The organism is Phaeobacter sp. CAU 1743, assembly GCF_039839315.1.
In the GTDB taxonomy this organism is placed as follows: Bacteria; Pseudomonadota; Alphaproteobacteria; order Rhodobacterales; family Rhodobacteraceae; genus Phycobacter; species Phycobacter gallaeciensis_A.
This window is the reverse complement of record NZ_JBDOQR010000015.1, coordinates 1-20,834: the sequence shown is the minus strand read 5'-3', so window position 1 is coordinate 20,834 and position 20,834 is coordinate 1. Positions and strand designations below refer to the sequence as shown.

Annotated in this window: 17 protein-coding genes; 13 read left to right on the top strand and 4 right to left on the bottom strand. The window is 63.4% G+C overall.

The window, feature by feature from the left end:
- The first annotated feature begins 163 nt into the window (after nt 1-163).
- The 7 genes from AAFO90_RS08140 (at nt 164) to AAFO90_RS08110 (ending at nt 7,457) form a co-directional block, all read left to right on the top strand.
- The gene (locus AAFO90_RS08140; protein ID WP_347509057.1) at nt 164-1,231 is read left to right on the top strand and encodes an AraC family transcriptional regulator; all 1,068 of its coding nucleotides are present in this window, start codon (nt 164-166) and stop codon (nt 1,229-1,231) included.
- Between the two features lie 220 nt (nt 1,232-1,451).
- Complete coding sequence (locus AAFO90_RS08135) at nt 1,452-2,513, top strand: C4-dicarboxylate TRAP transporter substrate-binding protein (protein ID WP_065273719.1); 1,062 nt, start codon at nt 1,452-1,454, stop codon at nt 2,511-2,513.
- Nucleotides 2,514-2,634: 121 nt separating this feature from the next.
- Complete coding sequence (locus AAFO90_RS08130; protein ID WP_347509056.1) at nt 2,635-3,147, top strand: TRAP transporter small permease; 513 nt, start codon at nt 2,635-2,637, stop codon at nt 3,145-3,147.
- Nucleotides 3,147-4,487 carry a TRAP transporter large permease gene (locus AAFO90_RS08125; RefSeq protein WP_274837618.1) on the top strand — a complete coding sequence of 447 codons (1,341 nt, stop codon included), beginning with the start codon at nt 3,147-3,149 and terminating at the stop codon, nt 4,485-4,487. Before AAFO90_RS08130 ends, AAFO90_RS08125 begins: the two co-directional genes overlap by 1 nt.
- 18 nt (nt 4,488-4,505) lie before the next feature.
- The gene (locus tag AAFO90_RS08120; RefSeq protein WP_347509055.1) at nt 4,506-5,330 is read left to right on the top strand and encodes an IclR family transcriptional regulator; all 825 of its coding nucleotides are present in this window, start codon (nt 4,506-4,508) and stop codon (nt 5,328-5,330) included.
- A gap of 135 nt (nt 5,331-5,465) precedes the next feature.
- Entirely contained in the window at nt 5,466-5,912 is a 447-nt protein-coding gene (locus AAFO90_RS08115; RefSeq protein WP_347509054.1) for a PaaI family thioesterase, read from the top strand.
- Nucleotides 5,913-5,960: 48 nt separating this feature from the next.
- Nucleotides 5,961-7,457 carry a class I adenylate-forming enzyme family protein gene (locus AAFO90_RS08110; RefSeq protein WP_347509053.1) on the top strand — a complete coding sequence of 499 codons (1,497 nt, stop codon included), beginning with the start codon at nt 5,961-5,963 and terminating at the stop codon, nt 7,455-7,457.
- Between the two features lie 28 nt (nt 7,458-7,485).
- Here AAFO90_RS08110 and AAFO90_RS08105 read toward each other — a convergent pair whose 3' ends face one another.
- The 3 genes from AAFO90_RS08105 to AAFO90_RS08095 are packed head-to-tail and all read right to left on the bottom strand — an operon-like array spanning nt 7,486 to nt 11,777.
- Nucleotides 7,486-8,694: an HlyD family efflux transporter periplasmic adaptor subunit gene (locus tag AAFO90_RS08105; RefSeq protein ID WP_347509052.1), complete on the bottom strand. Its 1,209-nt coding sequence runs from the start codon at nt 8,692-8,694 to the stop codon at nt 7,486-7,488.
- A gap of 7 nt (nt 8,695-8,701) precedes the next feature.
- Nucleotides 8,702-11,065: an FtsX-like permease family protein gene (locus tag AAFO90_RS08100; RefSeq protein ID WP_347509051.1), complete on the bottom strand. Its 2,364-nt coding sequence runs from the start codon at nt 11,063-11,065 to the stop codon at nt 8,702-8,704.
- 4 nt (nt 11,066-11,069) lie between these two features.
- Nucleotides 11,070-11,777: an ABC transporter ATP-binding protein gene (locus tag AAFO90_RS08095; RefSeq protein ID WP_274837614.1), complete on the bottom strand. Its 708-nt coding sequence runs from the start codon at nt 11,775-11,777 to the stop codon at nt 11,070-11,072.
- 220 nt (nt 11,778-11,997) lie between these two features.
- Between AAFO90_RS08095 and AAFO90_RS08090 the strand changes: the two genes are divergently transcribed.
- The 6 genes from AAFO90_RS08090 (at nt 11,998) to AAFO90_RS08065 (ending at nt 19,687) form a co-directional block, all read left to right on the top strand.
- Nucleotides 11,998-13,605, top strand: coding sequence for an acyl-CoA synthetase (locus tag AAFO90_RS08090; RefSeq protein WP_347509050.1), 1,608 nt, complete (start codon nt 11,998-12,000; stop codon nt 13,603-13,605).
- A 233-nt stretch (nt 13,606-13,838) separates the two neighbouring features.
- Nucleotides 13,839-14,864 (top strand): BMP family protein, encoded by a 1,026-nt coding sequence (locus tag AAFO90_RS08085; RefSeq protein ID WP_347509049.1) that lies wholly within the window; start codon nt 13,839-13,841, stop codon nt 14,862-14,864.
- Between the two features lie 16 nt (nt 14,865-14,880).
- On the top strand, nt 14,881-16,425 hold the full coding sequence (locus AAFO90_RS08080) for an ABC transporter ATP-binding protein (protein WP_347509048.1): 1,545 nt from the start codon (nt 14,881-14,883) through the stop codon (nt 16,423-16,425).
- Entirely contained in the window at nt 16,415-17,464 is a 1,050-nt protein-coding gene (locus AAFO90_RS08075; protein ID WP_274866999.1) for an ABC transporter permease, read from the top strand. The genes AAFO90_RS08080 and AAFO90_RS08075 overlap by 11 nt, the downstream gene beginning before the upstream one ends.
- Before the next feature lies 1 nt (nt 17,465).
- Nucleotides 17,466-18,410, top strand: a complete 945-nt coding sequence (locus tag AAFO90_RS08070) for an ABC transporter permease (RefSeq protein ID WP_065272625.1) — start codon at nt 17,466-17,468, stop codon at nt 18,408-18,410.
- The gene (locus AAFO90_RS08065; protein WP_347509092.1) at nt 18,410-19,687 is read left to right on the top strand and encodes an amidohydrolase family protein; all 1,278 of its coding nucleotides are present in this window, start codon (nt 18,410-18,412) and stop codon (nt 19,685-19,687) included. Before AAFO90_RS08070 ends, AAFO90_RS08065 begins: the two co-directional genes overlap by 1 nt.
- Nucleotides 19,688-19,837: 150 nt before the next feature.
- Here AAFO90_RS08065 and AAFO90_RS08060 read toward each other — a convergent pair.
- A partial coding sequence (locus AAFO90_RS08060) for a calcium-binding protein (RefSeq protein ID WP_347509046.1) occupies nt 19,838-20,834 on the bottom strand: 997 nt, incomplete at its 5' end.

Sequence of the window (20,834 nt, the reverse complement as noted above, 5' to 3'; positions counted from 1 at the left end):
CTGTTGTGGTTCTTGTGCAGTTGTGAAAGACAGGTTTCCCGCCGCATCGGTCTCCGGCTATCCGATAGGCGCAGCCATTATCCAAAAAACGAAGAAATCTGCGTCGCCCTAGGTGGAATGGCGGAACCCGTGCTATGCAGGGGCAGGTTCAACAGGACGACAGATGCCAGGCCCGCAGGAGACATTCCGGGAACCGGCAGTACCGCTTGCGCGGTTTGCGCGGTTCCGCACCCACGATCTGGACGAGGCCCGGGAGGCCGTCGGCCGCATTTTCTGTCCGCATCAGCTCAATACCATCGGCAAGGCGCCATTCCAGGCGCGGCACCACCATGTGCCAGGGGAACGCGTGTCGCTGAACTACATCGAATATGGCGCCAAGACGCAGATCGCGCCGGGATGTCTGGACCAGTTCTATCTGGTGCAAATCCCGGTCAGCGGCAGCGCCGCCATCGTCAATGGCACCGATCGCTATACCAGCGATGCGGGGCGGGCGGCGGTGCTGAACCCACACCGGGAAACCACGATGATCTGGGAGGAAGGCTGCAAACAGCTGCTGTTGCAGATCAGCCGCCGGGCGCTGACCGCCCACGCCAATGCCAATCTCGGCCTCACCACCGATCAACCCATCGCATTCGAAGGGGCGCTGGATCTGACCAGCCCCGCCGGGACCCGGCTGCTGCGCTTGGTGCATCTTCTGGTGGCGGATGCGGAACAGGCGCGGGATCCTACCCTGCCCCCCAGCGCCCCATTCCCTGCCCCGTCCGCCGTTTCGGAAAATCCCAGCCCGCTGCTGACGCATTACATGGAAAACACGGTGATGACCGGCCTGCTGGAGGCGCATCGGCACAACTATTCCGGCCAGCTGCGGCGGGTGACCTCTTCGGTCATTCCCGGCCATGTGCGCCGGGCGCAGGCCTATATGCTGGCCAACCTCGACCGCCCGCTGGATATCGACGAGATCGCCGCCTATGCCGGGGTCAGCGCGCGCAACCTGCAACTGGGGTTCAAACGCTTCCTGTCGATGGCGCCGATGGCCTATCTGCGTGACATCCGTCTGCAGCGGGCACACGAGGATCTGCTGCAGGGGCGGCGCGAGGCCAGCGTCACCGAAGTGGCCGAACGCTGGGGCATGACCCATCTCGGGCGGTTCTCACAATACTACAAGACACGCTATGGATGTACCCCACAGGAAACGCTGAAGAACGCCCGCGCCCGCGACTTTCTCGGCTGAATTTCCACCCCTTTCCCGTTTTCCATTGGATTTCTGCAGGTTTGAGGCTGAAGCCCTCCGCCTGCGCCCTCAGTGCTGCGATGCAGCAACTGACCTTGCGTCAGCCGCCTGCGCCAATCGACACAAGAATCCTGTTGCCTTTCTCCCCATGATCAGCCAAGAATTTCCCTATATCGGAACTTAATTCTACATAGTGGAATATCTCTGGGAGGAGACCGTCATGAATACCCCGTTTAAATCACGCCTGAAATCCGCCCTGCTGCCCGCTGCGCTGATGGCCTTTGCCGGCGTTGCTTCGGCGCAGACCACCCTGATCCACGGCGAGGCCGGCCCGAATCGCGGCGCCCGTGCCGCCGCGCTGCAATGGTTCGCCGATACCGTTGGAGAGACCTCGGGCGGCGATCTGAAGGTGGACGTGCAATGGGGCGGCGCCCTGTTCAAGGCCAATGCCGCCGTGCAATCCATCGGTGACGGCGTTGCTGACCTCGGCACCGTGATCGCGGTCTACTATCCGCAGGAAATGCAGTCCTATGGCATCGCGGATCTGCCGCTCGACAACCCCGACGCCTGGGTCGGCATGCGCGCCACGGATGAGCTGATGCGCTCTTCCCCGGTGATTGCCGAGGATCTGGCCAAGAAGAACCTCGTTTATATCGGCACCTTCACCACCTCAGCCGTGCACATCGGCTGCACCGGCGATGCGATCCGTTCGGTCGAAGACATCAAGGACCGCAAGATCCGCGGCACCGGCGCCTACGGCAAGGTCTTTGGCGAGCTGGGCGGCAACATGGTCAACATGAGCATCTACAAGGCCTATCAGGGTCTGGACACCGGTCTGCTGGAATGCTCGCAGGGCTATTCCTACGCTGTCACCGCCCTCAAACAGCAGGAAGTCATGGACAACTACACCCTGCTGAACTGGGGTCAGGTCGGCGGTCTTGGTATCCTGATGAACAAGGACGTCTTTGACAGCCTTTCCGAAGACCAGCAGCAGGTCCTGCTGGATGCCGGTCGCGGCATGGCGGATGAATTCGGTCGTCTGATCACCACCGCGAACGATGCTGCCATCGAAACCATGAAGGAAAAGGGTATCGAGGTCTTCACCCTGCCCGAGGAAGAGCGTGCCAAGCTGGTCGCCGCCGGTACCAAGCACATCGACGCCTGGGTTGAGCAGATGAACGCATCCGGCATGGACGGTGCGGCCCTCCTGGAAGAATACCGCGGCCTGATCGCCAAATACACCGAAGAGCGTGACAGCAAGGGTTATCCCTGGACCCGCTAAACCGTAGGTCCCGCCTCCTCATGACTGGTGGCAACACCACACCGGGACCAACGACTGCGGGGGCGGGCCTCTTGCCGCCCCCGCTTTTTCTCCTGCAATGCCTGACCCACACGAGGCTCTGATGCTGAAAGCACTGGAAACTTTCCTGCTGAACCTTGCGGTGGCAGCCGTCATCGCCCTGGGGCTGATGATCACCGCCAGCGTATTTTCGCGGGCCATATTCAACGTGGCCCTGCCCGACACGATCGTCATCGTGCGCGAACTGATGGTCGCCGCCATCGTGCTGCCGCTGGCCGCTGCCACCCTGGCGCGCAGCCACGTAGCGGTCGAATTCCTCGCCAGCCGCCTGCCGCCCCGGGCACAGGCCTGGCTGGCGGTCTTCGGCTCAATCGTAGGTCTCTTTGCCCTGATGCCGCTGATCTATGCCGGCGGGCGCGAATTTGCCCATAACTTTACCTCGGGCGGGTTTTTCTACGGCGATCTGGAACTGCCGAAATGGCCCGGCCGCCTGATTTTCCTGATCGGGATTTCCCTGTGCTGGCTGCGCCTTCTGGTGCTGGTGGTGCAGGACATCCGCGCCATCCGCGCGGGCGATTACAGCTTTGCCGACACACATGCCGAGGGACTGGACTGATGGACGCCTCTACGATTGGGCTGATTGCCTTTGCCGCCGTTCTGATCCTGCTGGCCCTGCGGGTGCCGATCAGTTTCACCCTTGCCGCTGTGGCGGCCGTCGGCACCTTCTGCATATTCGCCTTCCGCACCGGCACCTTCATGCCGGAACGCGCCATCCGGGCGACCACCTCGATGGTGTTTTCCAACTCCTTCGACCTTATTCACTCCTATGATCTGTCGATGATACCGTTGTTCATCGCGCTGGGGCATATCGCCTATAAGGCCGATATCACCACACGGATCTACCACGCAGCGCGGGTCTGGCTGTCGGCGGTACCGGGCGGCGTTGCCATGGCATCGGTCATGGGCTGCGGCGGCTTTTCCGCCATCACCGGATCCTCGATTGCCTGCGCTTCGACCATGGGCCGGATCTGCACGCCGGAAATGCTGCGCATGGGCTATGACAACCGCCTGGCCACCGCATCGGTCGCAGCGGGCGGCACCCTGGGATCCCTGATCCCGCCCAGCGTTCTGTTCATCATCTACGGCATCTTCACCGAAACCTCGATCAACCGACTGTTCGTTGCTGGCATCCTGCCCGGTCTTCTGACCCTCGCCGGTTTCGTTCTGGTGATCTTTATCTGGGTCAAACGCGACCCGGCGGCCGCCCCGGTGGACACGGCCGAGATTTCATATGCCGACAGGTTCCGCGCCGCGGCACTGGCCTGGCCTGCCTTCGTGCTGTTCATCGTCATCATCGGCGGCATCTACGGCGGCATCTTCACCGCGACCGAGGCAGCAGCTGTCTGTCTCAGCCTCGCCGTGGCAATTGGTGTGCTGCAGCGCAAGCTGACCCTGACCTCGATCTGGGAAGCCTTCCGCGAAACCTGCCTGCAGACCGCGTCGATCTTCTTCATCGCCGCAGGGGCCAAGATCTTTGTCGCCTTCGTAGCGCTGACCGGCGTCGCCCCCGCGATTGTCGATGTGGTGACCCAGGCCGAGCTGTCGGTGTTCTGGCTGCTACTGTCGATTGCGCTGATCTACCTTTTGCTGGGCATGTTCCTTGATCCCATCGGGATCATGGTTCTGACCCTGCCGCTGGTGGTGCCGTTGGTGGAAACCTATGGGATGGACCTGATCTGGTTCGGCGTCGTGATCATCAAGCTGTTGGAAATCGGCCTGATCACACCGCCGGTGGGCCTCAACGTCTTTGTCATCGCCAATGTGGTGGGCAAGGACGCGCCGATCGACCGGATCTTTGCCGGAATCGCACGGTTTCTGTCCGTCGACGTCATTGTCCTGATCCTTCTGATGGCCTTTCCCGCGATTTCGTTGCTTCTACCGAACTCGATGATGTAATCCGGTCTGAAGCAAAACATGACGGGATTGACACATATGGCCAAGGAAGCTCCGACGGATCGCCGGTTTGCAACCACCCTGGCGCGCGGGATGAGTGTTCTGCGCGCCTTCAGGCCCAGCGATGACGGGCTCAGCAATCAGGAACTGTCCGAGCGCACCGGTCTGCCGAAATCCACCGTGTCGCGGCTGACCTTCACCCTGCAGGCGCTTGGCTACCTGTCGCATGGGCACCGGCATGACCGGTATCGCCCCGGCCCTGCCCTGCTGGCCCTTGGCAATGTGGCGGCGGCCTCGGTGTCCTTCGTCGATACCGCCACCGACATCATGCAGCCGCTGGCGGATGAAACCGGCACCCTGGTTCTGATCGGGGTGCGGGACGATCAGAAGATTCTACTGACCAAGACCTGGCGCCCGCATCAGGCGTCATCGATCTGGCTGGAGGTCGGTCACCGTATCCCGCTGACGCATTCCTCCTCGGGGCAGGCCCAGCTTGCGGCCCAGTCGGACCGGGAATTCGCCAGCTACGTCGACACCTATGGCGAAATGCTCGAGGATTCCGACGTCACCGTAGCCAGCCTGCGCGAGGATGCCTATTCGCAGCTGGTCGCCCGGGGCTTCGTGATCGCCGGGCACGGGCTACGCTATGCCAGTACGGTCAACGCGGTCTCCGTGCCCTTCCGCAGCCATGAATTCGACGAGCCCGTAGTCTTTACCTGCGGCGCCACCCCCGAGATGCTGACGGTCGAGCGGATGGAGAACGAAGTGGGACCAAAACTGCAGGCCGCCGTACGTACGCTAGAGCGAATGACAGGCAAAAGTCCGGCGCTTGTCCAACGCGGCTAATTCCGCATATCGGAATTGTATTTTATTTATTGAAATGATCGATGACCCTGCTAAGGTGCCGCAAAATCGGCTGCGCGCGCCCGTGTTGTGCCCGCGACCGGCGCAGTCCAGCCCCCGCAGACCAAGGAGCCTTCAATGTCCACTGACGACCTGATCATCCATTCCGAAACCGGCCCGCAGCGCCTGATCGGCTATGTTCTGGACGTCAGCAACAGCGCAGGTAATGGCGGCGCGCGCTGCTGGCTGGACCTCAACGAAACGCACCTGAACCGCCACGGGGTTCTGCACGGCGGCATCGCCACCACGCTGCTGGACAGCGCCAGCGGCGCCACCGGCTCAATGAGCGTCGATCCCACGGGACGCGCGCCGTTTCTGACCATCTCCCTGACCACCCAGTTCATCGCCCCCGCCTATGCCGGACGGGTTACCGCAACCGGGCAGATCACCGGCGGCGGGCGCAGCACCCTGTTCATCGCCGGGCGGCTGGAGGCAGAAGACGGCACCCTGATCGCCACCTCGAACGGGGTATTTCGCCGGGTTCCCACCGACCGGCTGAACGGCGGCTCTGCTGCCAAAGACTGACCCGCACGCACCGCTCCTGACACTCACTTTTGACCCCGGACCCAGCCCATGACCAACTATACCCGCATCCACGAAACCGTTGAGCATTGGGCCGTGACCTCTCCCGAGGCGCTGGCTCTCATTGATTTCGACGGGCGCCCGCTGAGCTATGCTGAACTGCAGCAGGCCAGCAAGGACGCCGAGGCGGATCTGCGCGCCGAAGGCGTGGCGCCGGGGGACCGGGTTTTGATCGTGTCGGAAAACGCGGCGGCGACGGTGGCCTTCCTGTTTGCCTGCAGCCGGATCGGCGCCTGGGCGGTGCCGGTCAATGCACGGATGAGCGCGGATGAAATCACCCGCGTCACCGCCCATGCCACCCCGCGCGTGATCGTCCTGACCACCGCCTCGTCAAAGGACGCCGCCGCCCACGCCCTCCGGCTGGAGGCGCAAAGCCGGTATGGACTTTACGGTCAGGTGGCCATCGCCGTGGCCGGACCCAGCGCGCCGGAACCGGTTCAGGACGGGCCGGAGCAGATCGCGGTCATGCTTTATACCACCGGCACCACCGGCGACCCCAAGGGCGTGATGCTGAGCCATGCGAACCTGCTGTTTGCGGGACAAGCCTCGGCCAATCTGCGCGGGATCAAGCCCGGCGATCAGGTCTATGGCGGCCTGCCGGTCACCCATGTCTTTGGTCTGGCTTCGATGATCGTCGCCTCGGCTCGCGCCGGGGCTGCGGTGCGGTTGCAGGCCCGCTTCACCCCCGCCGCCCTTTATGAGGCGCTGCTGGATGGCGTCACCGTGCTGCCCGCCGTGCCCCAGATGCACGCGCTGCTGATGCAATACGCCCGCGAACAGGGCGTCACAAAACTGGAAGGCAGCAAGCTGCGCTATGTCTCCTCCGGGGCGGCGCCGCTGGATCCGGCCTGGAAACGCAACGCCGAAGCCTTTTACGGTCTGGCGCTGCAAAATGGCTATGGCATGACCGAATGCACCGCCGGCCTGTCGGCCACCACCAATCTGATCGGCGATCCCGACACCAGCGTCGGCACTGCCCTGCCCGGCACCGAGGCCCGCATCAAGGACGGCGCCGAAACCGGCGAGATCGAGGCCCGTGGCCCACATGTCATGGTCGGCTATTACCGCAACCCCGAGGCCACCCGCGCCACCATCGACGCAGATGGCTGGCTCAGCACAGGTGACATCGGCCGGTTCGATGAACAGGGCCGGTTGCATATCGTCGGGCGCAGCAAGGAAATCATCATCCGCTCAGGCTTCAACGTCTACCCGCAAGAGGTCGAGGCAGCCCTGAACGATCACCCCGCCGTGGTACAAAGCGCCGTGGTGGGCCGCGCGGCGGATGGCAATGAAGAGGTGCTGGCCTTTGTGCAGGTGGCCGATCTTGCTGCCACCGATGAGGCCACGCTGAAGGCGCATGTGGCCGAGCGGCTGTCGGGCTACAAACGCCCCTCGCGGGTGGTACTGACCCTGCAGCTGCCTGCTGCCCCGACCGGCAAGATCCTGAAGCACAAGTTGATCGAAACCTTCGCAGCGGATTTGGACTGAGCCGCCACTGCGGTCAGCCCAGCATGGTTCAGCTCTGATCCGGGCGCGGCGCGATTGCGCTGCCGTCCGAGATCAGGTCCGAAGGGTGCAGGATGACCTGATCACCGGGGGATAGCCCCTCCAACACCTCAGCGCTGCGGTCGTTGCGGCGGCCCAGCGTCACCGCTTTACGCCGGGCTACGCCCGCCTCATTGACAAAGACCGCCCAGCCTGCACCCTGACGGAACACCGCGCTCAGCGGCACCGACAGGACGTCCGTGCCTTCCCATTCGACGATCCGCAGGAAGACGGCATAGCCATCGCCCATGCCCGCGTAGTCTTCGGGCGCAGAGGTCAGGTCGAGGATCACATCGACCCGCTGTTCCTCGATCCCGAGGGCGGAGACCTTGGTATAGGCTGCCGGTTCGATGCGCCGCACCCGCGCCTCCAGCAGCGCATCGCGACCCCAGCGTTCCACGATGGCCCGGTCGCCTTCCTTCAGCCGCACCGCATCGGTGGACAGAAGATCGGCAACGATCTCCAGATCCTCGGGGTCCCCGATGGAAATCAGCCGGGTTCCGGCCAGCACGGTCTGTTCGCTCAGCACATCGACGGTCAGCACCTGCCCCGACATCGGCGCAGTCACGGTCAGGCAGCAGGTCTGTCCTGCCTCGGCGGCGCCGGGTTCGATCAGCGCGGCGCGGGCGCGATCCAGCGTGCCCTTGGCCATTTCCAGCGCCGACACTGCCGCCGTCATCGCCGCCCGGTCAATGTGCAACTTCTGTTCGATCTCCTCCAGCCGGGTGCGGGAGACCACGCCGCGCTGCACCAGCGTATCGGCGCGGCGGAATTCGCTTTCCGACAGGGTCAGCGTTTCCGAGGCCTGGCGCATCTTGCTGCGCGCCACCGCCAGTCCTGCCTCGGCCTCGCGCACGGCGGCCTCGGCCTCGGCCTGGCTGCGCGCATCGAGCAGATTTGCAGCGGCGGGCGTCAACACGGCCACCACGGTTTCCCCGGCCACCACACTATCCCCAACCCGCACCGGCGCGCGCTGCGCGGTGCCGGTGATCGGCGCCGCGACATCATAGATTTCACGGATGCGGGTCTTGCCATCCGCATTGACCGTCACCTGCAAAGGCCCGGTGCCGATCTGATGCAGATCCACCGCCACCGGATCGGTCCGCATGGCGACAAAGGCCAAGGTTCCGGCAACCAGCGCCGCCCCTGCGGCCATGACAACGGTTCGTGTTCTCAGCATCGTCTTTCTACTCCCGCGTTTTCATAACCTGGACCAGATCCAGCCGGTCCAGTCGCCGCCGCACCAGCAGCACCGACGCCAGCGCCGCCCCTAGCACCACAAGGCTGGCCGTGGCAAAACCCGCCGGTTTCAGTACCAGTGGAATCGAATAGAGGTCACTGGACGACCCATGTGCCAGCAGCGCCGCAATCCCCGCACCCAGAAGCCATCCGACCGGCTGCGCCAGCAGCGCCAGCAGCATGGTCTCCCCCACCAGAATGAAAGAAACCTCGGCCCGGGTGAAGCCCAGGATGCGCAGGCTGGCCAATTCGCGGGCGCGTTCGGACATCTGGATGCGGGCGCCGTTATAGGCCACCCCGACCGTGATCAGCACCGCGATCACACCGTAGACCGTGGTCATCACGATGACATTCTCGCGGATGGTTTCGCGGAACGACTGGCGGATCTCGCTCATCATGCTGAGCCCGCTGAGCGAGGGCGTTTCCTTCAGCAGCGCGTGCAGCTCTGGCACCGCGTTCTGATCCAGCCGCAGATGCGCCACGGTGATGCGCGGCGCCTGTCGCAGCAGCGCGCTGAGGCTGTCGAGATCCATATAGGCTCCGATGCCGAAATACTGTGTCACCGTGCCCGTGACCCGCACCATGTGCGTTTCGTTGCGCCCGCCCTTGAACTCGACCGCGATCACATCGCCCGCCCGCGCCTCCAACTGCCCGGCCAACCGTTCGGACAGCAGGATGCCACCTGCAGGCGGCTCCACCACCCGGCCGTCGCCATCCAGAATGCGGGCCAGATCGGCGCCGGGGCGGCGGGCCTCGATCGAGATATCCTTGCTGAGATGGCCATGGCGCAGCACCGCCGCCTGATAGAACTGCCCCTCGGCCTGCAGCACGCCAGGCAGGTTTGCCACCTCGGGCAGGGCCGTTTCCGGGATTTCAGGCGTAAAGATCAGCGCCGCATCCTGCCGGTTCGCCTGATAAAACGAGGTCTCCATGATCTCGTCCAGCGCGTCCTGGAAAAAGCCCGAGGCCACCAGCACCGACACCGCCAGCGACAGCCCCAGAATGCTGAGCCCCGAGCGCACCGGCCAGCGCACCAGACTGCGCAGGATCATCATCACCGCCTGCGAGGGACGCAGCCGGGTCAGCATCCGGTCCAGAAGGTTGCGTTTGAACCGGGGCGGCGCGGGCGGCGACATCGCCACCGCGGGCGCCATACGGGCCACATGCAGCGCGCTTTGCGCCGCGCCAAGACCCGCGGTCAGCAGCGCCAGCACCCCGGACAGCGCATAGGCATCAAGCCGCGTGTGGAAGATCAGATAGGGAAATTCGAAGAACTGCGCGTAGATCTGCGCCAGCGACCGCGACAGCCAGGTGCCCGCAGCCCAGCCAATGAGCACCCCAAGACAGGCGATCAGCCCGGCAAGCAGCAGATAATGCAGGCAGACCTCATAGTTGGAATAGCCCAGCGCCTTCAAAAGGCCGATCTCGCTGCGCTCCAGCAGCACGATCCGCCCCACCACCATATTCACCAGAAAGGCGGTGATCCCAAAGAAGATCGGCGGCAGGATCAGCGCGGTATTGCGCAGCTCGCTCAGCTCGGCGTCGATGAACTGATCCGACAGCTGCAGATCGCGGCCATGCGCGCCAAGCCCGCCATAGGGCGCCAGAATATCGTCGATCCGGTCGATCACCTCATCTTGCCGGGCGGCGGGGTTGAGCTTGACCGACAGGCTGTTGAAGGCGCCCTTCATATCAAAGGCCGCTTCGGCCACCCGTTCCGGCAGCCAGATAATGCCAAAGGTTTCGTTGTCCGGCAGCAGCGCACCGGGCCCCAGAGTATAGATGAATTCCGGTGACAGCACCGTGCCAGTCACCCGCAGGTCGCGCCGCTGGCCGTTCAGGTTGGCGCTGAACCGGTCGCCGGGGCGCAGCCCGTTGGCGCGGGCAAAGGGATCGTTGATCGCCACCTCGTCCGAGGCATCCGCATCCGGCAGGCGCCCACTCCGCAGGAGTGGCACGTTGAGCAACGGCCCGCCGTTGCCGGGCAGCGACAGCACCAGCCCGGTCACCGTCTCGACCTTCTCCGGCAGATCGAGGATCGCATAGTGTTCGACCCGCGCCTCGGCAGCGCGCACACCGTCGATGGCCTGCACCCGTCCCATCTCGTGATCCGGCACCCGCGTTGCGCGGGCAAAGACATCGGCAAAGCGGTTGCGCTCGTAATAGGCGGCGCGGGTGTCATCCAGCGCCCGCTCCATGCCAAAGGCCATCAGCAGGATTGAAACCCCGCAGGCCAGCACCAGCGCAATGGTCAGCGCCTGCGCCCAAAGGCGGCGGAAACTGCGCAAGAGTTTGAGATCCAGCGCCTGCATCGCCCTACCACTCGATCTCGGCAGGGGCGAGCCGGGTGGCGTTTTCCTCCACCAGACGGATCTTGCCATCCTGGAACCAGATCACCCGATGCGCCATCTGCCGGATCGCGGCATTGTGGGTGATCACCACGGTGGTGGTTCCGGTGCTCTCGTTGATGCGGCGCAGCGCCTCCAGCACCTGCACCCCGGTCTTGCTGTCGAGCGCCCCTGTGGGTTCATCGCACAACAGGATCTCGGGGCGTTTGGCGATGGCGCGGGCAATGGCGACGCGCTGCTGCTCGCCGCCGGACATTTCCGCCGGGAAGTGATCCATACGGCTGCCCAAACCGACCTCTCTCAGCGCCTCTTCTGGCGGCATCGGGTCGCGCGCCACGTCCGTCACCAGCTGCACGTTTTCCCAGGCGGTCAGACTGGGCACCAGATTGTAGAACTGAAAGACAAACCCGACGTGATCGCGACGAAACCGGGTCAGCCCCCGGTCGCCCATGCCCGTCAGCTCCTGATCGCGGAACCAGACGCGGCCGTCGGTGGCGTGATCCAGGCCGCCAAGAATGTTCAGCAGCGTGGATTTGCCACTGCCCGACGGCCCCAGCAGCACCACCAGCTCACCAGCGTATAGTTCAAGATCGACCCCCGCCAGCGCATGCACCTTTTGCTGGCCGGTATCATAGACCTTGGTCAGGTCCTTGGTTCTGAAGACGACGTCGGGCATGTTCACCTCTTGGCCCCATCGATAAGGGCGCGGCGCGCTCTGAACCTTGACATGGCTCAACCCCGAATACAAAGCCCCGGCAGATGGGCCCCCTACCGTTGCAGCCGCAACGCCCCCCTGCCCCGCAAAAGGCACGCAACGTGACGGGCGGCCTGCCCGCCCAAAGGCTTGACGCCCCGGCGACATCGGGCAGGATCTCGCCGGAACCAGGGAGGACAGAATGACAACACAGACCGAAGCGGCGCTTGCCGCCACCATCGCCCGTGCCCGCAGCCAGCAGTTGGGCGATCTCTTGCGCCGCGGCGCCGCCCGCACGCCGCAAAAGACCGCGCTGGTGTTTCGTGGGCAGCGCGACAGCTTTGCCGAACTTGACGCAGCGGTGAACCGCGCTGCCAACGGTCTGGCCGCGCGCGGCATCACCAAGGGCGACAGGGTGGCGCTCCTGTCCCACAACAACCGCGCCTTCGTGGTGTTCCGACTGGCGCTGGCACGGCTGGGGGCGGTGACGACGCCCGTCAACTTCATGCTGAATGCCGAAGACGTGGCCTATATCCTGGATCACTCCGGCGCCCGGGCCATCATCGCCGAGGACGCGCTCTGTGCCACTGCCGATGCGGCGCTCGCCCAGCTGCAACAGCCGATGCTGTTCCGCCTGTCGATTGCCCATGCCGCCGACGCGTTTCCCGCAGGCTGGGAAGCCGCCGAGACCGTTCTGGAGCATGCCGACGACAGCGCGCCTTATGTGGAGATCGCGGGCGATGATCCGATCCAGATGATGTATACCAGCGGCACGGAATCCCGGCCCAAGGGGGCGCTTTTGTCCTCGGACGCGCTTTATGCGCAATACGGCAGCTGCATCAGCGATGGCGAGATGGCCGCCGACGACATCGAACTGCACTGCCTGCCGCTGTTCCACTGCGCGCAGTTGGACTGCTTCCTGACACCCGACATGTATCTGGGTGCCACCAGCATTCTGATGGAGGCCGCCGATCCGGGCAAGATGCTGGAAGCCATCGCCGCCGAGGGCGTCACCAAACTGTTCTGCCCGCCCACCGTCTGGATCGCGCTGCTGCGCCACCCGGATTTCGACAAGACCGACCTCAGTTCCCTGCGCAAGGGCTATTACGGTGCCTCGATCATGCCCACCGCGATCATCGAGGAGCTGACCAGCCGCCTGCCGAACCTGCGCCTGTTCAATTTCTACGGCCAGACGGAAATGGCCCCTGTCGCCACCATCCTGCTGCCGCATGAACAGCTGAGCAAGCTCGGCTCGGCCGGCCGGCCCGCGCTGAACGTCGAAACCCGCGTGGTCGATGACGACGGCAACGACCTGCCCGTGGGCGAGATTGGCGAAATCGTGCACCGCAGCCCGCATCTGATCCTTGGTTACTACAAGGATCCCGCCAAGACCGCCGAAGCCTTTCAAGGCGGCTGGTTCCATTCCGGCGATCTGGGCCGTTTTGACGAGGAAGGATACCTCTATGTGGTCGACCGCAAGAAGGACATGATCAAAACGGGGGGTGAAAATGTCGCCAGCCGCGAGGTGGAGGAATGCATCTTTCACCACCCCGCCGTGGCCGAGGTCGCGGTCTTTGGTATTCCGCACCCAAAATGGATCGAGGCGGTAACCGCCGTGGTGGTGACTAAACCGGGCGAAGACACCAGCACCGAGGCGCTGATGGACTATTGCCGTGAAAACCTGGCCCATTTCAAAAGCCCCAAGCATATCGCCCTGGTCGAGGCGCTGCCCAAGAACGCCAGCGGCAAGATCCTGAAGCACGACCTGCGCATCGCATACGCAGGCGTCTTTGAAGAAGAGAGTGCCTGACCGGTAGATCCAGGCCCCCAGCCCCCGCCCCGAGCACGGGCGGGGCGCCCCCCAACCGCGTCCTGCATCTGACGCTTTGAGTGGCGAAAATTCTTGCCTTTGCCCACAAATTAGGCGAAGGCTCAGAAGGATCCATGTCCAACATATGACCGCTTGCCTGATCGGCGCGGTGTTTCTACCGATTGGACAATTGTCCCGTGTTTCAGGGGCTTATTCAACAGGGGGATTGTTCCATGACAAATGAATTCAAGGGCGCCGTATCGCGCCGCCAGTTCCTGGCCACCAGCGCTGCCGCTGCTCTGACCGCAGGCGCCTTTGCCGCACCTGGCCGCCTGATGGCCTCTGAGCCGCTGAAGGTCGCGGGCATCTATACCGTGCCGGTCGAACAGCAATGGGTCAGCCGTATCCACGTGGCCGCCCTGACCGCCCAGGACCGCGGTGACATCAGCTATACCTATTCCGAGAACACCTCGAACTCGGACTATTCCCGCGTGATGCGCGAATATGCCGAACAGGGCTACCAGCTGATCATCGGTGAAATCTTCGGTGTCGAGGCTGAAGCACGCGAAGTCGCCGCCGAATACCCCGATGTGGCCTTCCTGATGGGCTCCTCCTTCAAGGAAGACCCGGCAATCCCGAACCTGTCTGTTTTTGACAACTATATTCAGGATGCCTCCTATCTTTCCGGCATTATCGCGGGCGCAATGTCGAAATCCGGCAATATCGGCATGGTCGGCGGCTTCCCGATTCCGGAAGTGAACCGCCTGATGCACGCCTTCATGGCCGGTGCGCGGGAGATGAGCCCCGAGATGAAGTTCCAGGTCTCCTTCATCGGTTCCTGGTTCGATCCGCCGAAGGCCAAGGAAACCGCCTTTGCCATGGTCGAGAACGGCGCCGACATCCTTTACGCCGAACGCTTTGGCGTGTCAGACGCAGCCAAGGAAAAGGGCCTTCTGGCCATCGGCAACGTCATCGACACCCAGTCGGATTACCCCGAAACCGTGGTGGCCTCGGCGATCTGGCATTTCGAACCGACGCTGGATGCGGCCATCGCAGCGGTCAAGGACGGCAGCTTTACCGCCGCTGACTACGGCATGTATTCCTTCATGAAGGAAGGCGGCTGTTCGCTGGCGCCCTATGGCACCTTCGAAGGCAAGATCCCGCAAGAGGCGCTGGATCTGGTTGCCTCCCGCACCGCCGCGATCAAGGACGGTTCCTTCACCGTTGCGATCAACGACGAAGAACCCAAATCCTCCTGATACGGGCCTTTCGGCTATGACAGAAACAGACAAGGCGCAGGTTGTCCTGCGCCTTCAGAACATTACGAAACGGTTCGGTCCCGTCACCGCCAACGAAGACGTCAGCTTTTCCCTGCACCGGGGTGAGGTGATCGCGCTTTTGGGGGAAAACGGCGCGGGCAAGACCACGCTGATGAACATCCTGTTCGGCCAGTACACCGCCGATGAAGGATCGGTGGAGCTGTTCGGCCAGCCCCTGCCCGCGGGCAATCCGCGCGCGGCGCTGGATGCGGGGGTCGGCATGGTGCATCAGCATTTCACCCTCGCGGGGAACCTGACGGTCTGGGAAAACATCGTGCTGGGCGTTGATGCCCTTGGTGCCGCCAGCCTGAGGCCCGCCGTGGCCAAGGCGCGCATCCGCGACCTGTCGGAACGCTTCCACCTGAAGGTCGATCCCGACGCCAAGGTCGGTCGCTTGACCGTCGGCGAGCGTCAGCGGGTCGAGATCCTGAAGGCGCTTTACCGCGATGCAAAGATCCTGATCCTGGACGAGCCCACCGCGGTTTTGACCCCGCAGGAGGCCGACGCGCTGTTCGCCACCCTGCGCGAGGCGATTGCCTCGGGGCTGTCGGTGATCTTCATTTCCCACAAATTGCACGAAGTCATGGCGATTTCCGACCGCGTGCTGGTGCTGCGCCATGGCCGCCTGGTGGCCGAGCGCGCCACCGCAGACACCAATGGCGAGGAGCTCGCCGCGCTGATGGTCGGCGCAGAGGTCAGCGCGCCCAGCATTTCCCCCGCCACGCCCGGCGCACCGCTGCTGTCGTTGCGCGATGTCACCACGCCAGGCGCCGGATCGGCGCCGGGACTGGCACGGGTAGCGCTGGACCTGCGTGCGGGCCAGATCACCGGGCTTGCCGGGGTGTCCGGCAATGGGCAGGCGGCGCTGTCGGATCTGATTTCCGGCCTCATCGCCCCATCCAGCGGCACAATCACCCTGCACGGGCAAGCACCGCAGGGCTGGTCGCCCCGCGCCGCTATTGCCAACGGCGTCGCCCGCATTCCCGAGGACCGGCACAAGACCGGCACCATCGCCGATTTCGACCTGACCGAGAACGCGATCCTCGAAACCTACGCTACCCGGTTCAGCCAGCGCGGCTGGATGAACTGGAAAAAAGCGCGCGCCTTTGCCGAGAGCCTGATCAAGGGCTACGACATCCGCTGCCCGGGGCCGGATATCCGCATTCGCCTATTGTCGGGCGGCAATATGCAAAAACTAATTCTCGGCCGAGTGCTCGAAGGCGCGCCAGACATCATTCTGGCCAACCAGCCGGTTCGGGGATTGGACATTGGCGCGGTGAACTATGTGCATGAACAACTAGCCAAGGCCCGCGATCGGGGCGCCGCCGTTCTGCTGATCTCTGAGGACCTCGATGAAATCATGCGCCTGTCGGATGTGATCCACGTGATTTCCGAAGGGCGGCTCAGCCCGGAATTTGCCCGTGGCACCATGCGCCCCGAGGATCTGGGCCGCTGGATGGCGGGCGAAGGCTTTGACAAGGACATGACCGATGCGGCTTGAACCGATTGCAGCGCCCTCCCTTGAACGGCGCGTGCTACCGCCAGCGCTGGCCATCGCCGCGACCTTTGTGGTGGCGGCCCTGCTGGCGATGATCGCGGGCGGCAACCCCTTTGCCGTCTTTGGCCTGATCCTAAAAGGCGCGTTTGGATCCAAGTTTGCCATTCTGGAGACGCTGAACAGCGCTACGCCGCTGATCTTTACCGGGCTGGCCATCGCGGTGGCCTTCCGCGCCAAGCTGTGGAACATCGGCGCCGAGGCGCAGCTCTATGCCGGGGCGGTGATCACCGTGGTTCTGGGCACCGGTGCCCTGTCGCTGCCCGCGCCGCTGATGCTGGCGCTCTGCGCCATTGCCGCGATGCTGGCCGGGGCGCTGATCCTCTTGGGTCCTGCCCTGTTGAAAACCCGGCTGGGTGTCGATGAGGTGGTGACGACGCTGCTCCTCAACTTCATTTTCCTGTTGTTTGTCAGCTACCTGCTGGAAGGGCCGCTGAAGGATCCCATGGGCATGGGCTGGCCCAAATCCGCGCGACTGCTGCCAGAGGCTCGCCTGCCCCGCATCGTCGAAGGGCTGCGCCTGCACTGGGGCTTTGCGCTGGCGCTGATCGCGGCACTTGCCGTCTGGGTGATCAACACCCGCACCACGCTGGGCTATGAAATGCGCGCCGTCGGCCAGAATGCCGAGGCCGCCGGTTTCGCCGGCATCCCGGTCACCAAGGTGATCCTCAAAACCGCGCTGCTGTCCGGTGGCCTTGCCGGTCTTGCGGGCTTTTCCGAGGTCTCGGGCCTCAAGGGATCGCTGACGCTCGATCTCAGCCCCGGCTTTGGCTACACCGGCATCGTGGTCGCCATGCTGGCGCTGCTGCACCCGCTGGGCGTGGTTGTCGCGGCGCTGTTCGTGGCCGCCATCTTTGTCGGCGCCGACAGCATGAGCCGCGCCGCAGGCGTGCCCAGTTACCTTGCCGATATCATGCTCGCCTCGGCCCTGTTGTTCATGGTGCTAGCGATCCTTCTCACCAAATTCCGCCTGCGGAGGGACTGACATGGATCTCATCGACATCCTGCTGTCGGCCAGTTTCTGGGCTGCAGCCATCCGCATCGCATCGCCGCTGATCTTTGCCACCATCGGAGAGCTGATCTGCGAACGCGCGGGCGTTCTGAACCTCGGCATCGAGGGCATCATGGTCGCGGGCGCATTTGCAGGCTGGATCGCGGTCTGGGGCGGTCTGCCGCTGTGGGGCGGGGTCGCGGTGGCCATGCTGACCGGCATGATGCTGGGGCTGGTGCATTCGGTATTCTCAGTGCCCTTTGGCCTGTCGCAGCACGTGGTCGGGGTCGGGCTGACGCTGTTGGCGACCTCGCTGACCTTCTATACCTACCGGGTGATCCTGCCCGAGGTGTCTTCGCCGCCGAAAATCACCGCCTTTCAGCCCTATGAGATCCCGCTTCTGTCAGATCTGCCCCTCGTAGGCCCTGCCCTCTTTTCCCAGACGCCGCTGACCTATGCCGCCTTTGTGCTGGCGGGGCTGACGGCGCTGGTGCTTTACCGGACGCCCTTGGGCCTTGCGGTGCGGGCGGCCGGGGAAAACCCGCAAGCCGTAGCGGCGCAGGGCCTGTCGGTCACCGCGATCCGCATGGGCGCGGTGGTGGTCGGCTCAGGCTTCATGGCCATTGGCGGCGCCTTCCTGACGCTGTCGGCCTTTGACAGTTTCTTCTTCGACATGGTGAACGGGCGCGGCTGGATCTGTATCGCGCTGGTCGTCTTTGGCGCCTGGAAACCCGGCAAGGCAGTGCTGGGCGCGGTGCTGTTTGCCGCCTTTGACGCCCTGCAGATCCGACTGCAACAAACCGGCATCGGGGCCGTGGTGCCCTATCAGGTCTTCCTGATGATGCCCTATATCCTGTCCATTCTGGCGCTGGTGGTGATGTCCCGCCGCGCCGAGATCCCGGCGGCGCTGATGGTGCCCTTCAACAAGGGGGAAAGATGATGTTCGACCTGATCGTCAAGGGCGGCACCCTGCCCGATGGAACAACCGCCGATATCGGCATTACAGGCGGCAAGATCACCGCCATCGAGACCCGTCTCGATGCCGAAGCGGGTGAGGTCATCGACGCAAGCGGCGATCTCGTGGCGCCGCCCTTTGTCGATCCGCATTTCCACATGGATGCGACGCTGTCCTACGGCAAACCCCGGCTCAACGCCTCTGGCACGCTGCTCGAAGGGATCTCCCTTTGGGGGGAACTGCGCGACATTGCCACCGTGGATGAGATGGTCGAGCGCGCCCTCACCTATTGCGACTGGGCGGCCTCGATGGGGACGCTGGCGATCCGCTCTCACGTGGATACAACGCCCGATCACCTCAACACCGTCACCGCCATGCTGGAGGTGAAGGAGAAGGTCAAAGATTACATCGACCTGCAGCTGGTCGCCTTCCCGCAGGATGGCCTCTACCGCACCAAGACGGGGCGCGAGAACGTGATCCGCGCGCTGGATATGGGGGTCGAGGTCGTGGGCGGCATCCCTCACTTTGAGCGCACCATGGCGGACGGCGCGCAGTCGATGCGTGACCTCTGCGAGATCGCCGCCGAACGTGGCCTGATGGTCGACATCCACTGCGACGAGACCGACGATCCCATGTCCCGCCATATCGAGGCGCTGGCCTATGAGACCCAGCGGCTCGGCCTAGAGGGGCGCGTTGCGGGCAGTCACCTGACCTCGATGCATTCGATGGACAACTACTACGTCAGCAAACTGCTACCCCTGATCGCCGAGGCCGGGATTTCCGCGATCCCCAACCCCTTGATCAACATCATGCTGCAGGGGCGGCACGATACTTTCCCCAAACGCCGGGGTCTTACCCGGGTGAAGGAAATGCAGGCGATGGGCATCCCCGTCGGCTGGGGTCAGGACTGTGTGCTGGATCCCTGGTATTCATTGGGCACCGGAGACATGCTGGACGTCGCCTTCATGGGTCTCCACGTGGCGCAGATGAGCCACCCCGATGAGATGGCCCGCTGTTTCACCATGGTGACCGAGGTCAACGCCCAGATCATCGGACTGCAGGACTATGGCCTGAGGGTGGGCAACGACGCCTCCCTCGTGGTTCTGGATGCCAGCACCCCCACCGAAGCCGTCCGCCTGCGCCCCGCCCGCCTAGCAGTGGTCGCCAAGGGCAAAGTGATTGCCCGCAGCGCCCGTGGGGACGCGCGCCTTATGCTGCCGGGACGGCCCGAGACTGTGCGGCGGCGGCATGAGGTGGGGTAGAGGGCAGGTCCACAAGTGACCTTCGCTTGTCGAGCATTTAGTCCTTTTGCAGGAAAATGGGGGTGCTGTTACGCCGCGCTTGCGGCGTAACTTGCGCTTGCTGCTTTCGGCAGCGGATCTGTCAAAGACCGCGAGCCGAGATCTTATCCTTTAAACGAGAATGTCATCCGAAAGGTCGGCGAGAAGAACATTCTCTACTGTAAGCAATTCTGCGCCTGCAAAATCGAATACAACGTGATTCCCAACCTGGGCGGCATAGCTCAAAGCGTCTTGCGTATCGCTCAATCCCAATCCGACAAACTGCAGCGTATCGATATTGTCTTGAAAATCGAGAATTGCATCCTCGGCCCCATCGGTGGCGAATACGAAGACATCTGCACCGTTGCCTCCGGACAAGGTGTCATTGTGCAATCCACCATCCAGAGTGTCACTGCCGTCACCGCCGTCCAGAATATCATTTCCGCGATCGCCAAGCACACTGTCATTGCCCGTGCCGCCGTTCAGATTATCGTCGCCGTTGCTACCTTGTACGGTATCGTTCCCACCGCCCCCATTCAGCGTGTTCATTGCAGTAGAATCGCCGATAAGATGATCACCCCAATTTGTTCCGGTCACCTCGATCGGAGTGTTGGCCGAGCCATAGATCTCGATCGTGTTGGTACCCACCAGCGTCGTGCCGCTAAAGTCGAATGTGGCCGCGTTCGCGTTACGTATTCTCAGGATGCCAGTGGTATCATCCGACAGCTCGATGATCTCAATGCCAATCGGGGCTGTTGAGTTGGAGCGAATGGTTGCAACACCACTTGCAAAGAACAATGTATCCGACCCCAAACCCCCGTCGATGTTATCCGTAACTTCGAGACCATCTACGATAAACGTATCAGCGCCATCGCCGCCCTTGAGCGTGTCATAGCCACTGCTGACATAGATCGTATCGCTGCCGATTCCACCATCGACAAAGTCATTGCCAGAGCCGCCCGTAAGCACATCAAGCCCGCTCCCTCCGGTCAAGATATCATCGTGCAATCCACCATCCAGAGTGTCACTGCCGTCACCGCCGTCCAGAATATCATTTCCGCGATCGCCAAGCACACTGTCATTGCCCGTGCCGCCGTTCAGATTATCGTCGCCGTTGCTACCTTGTACG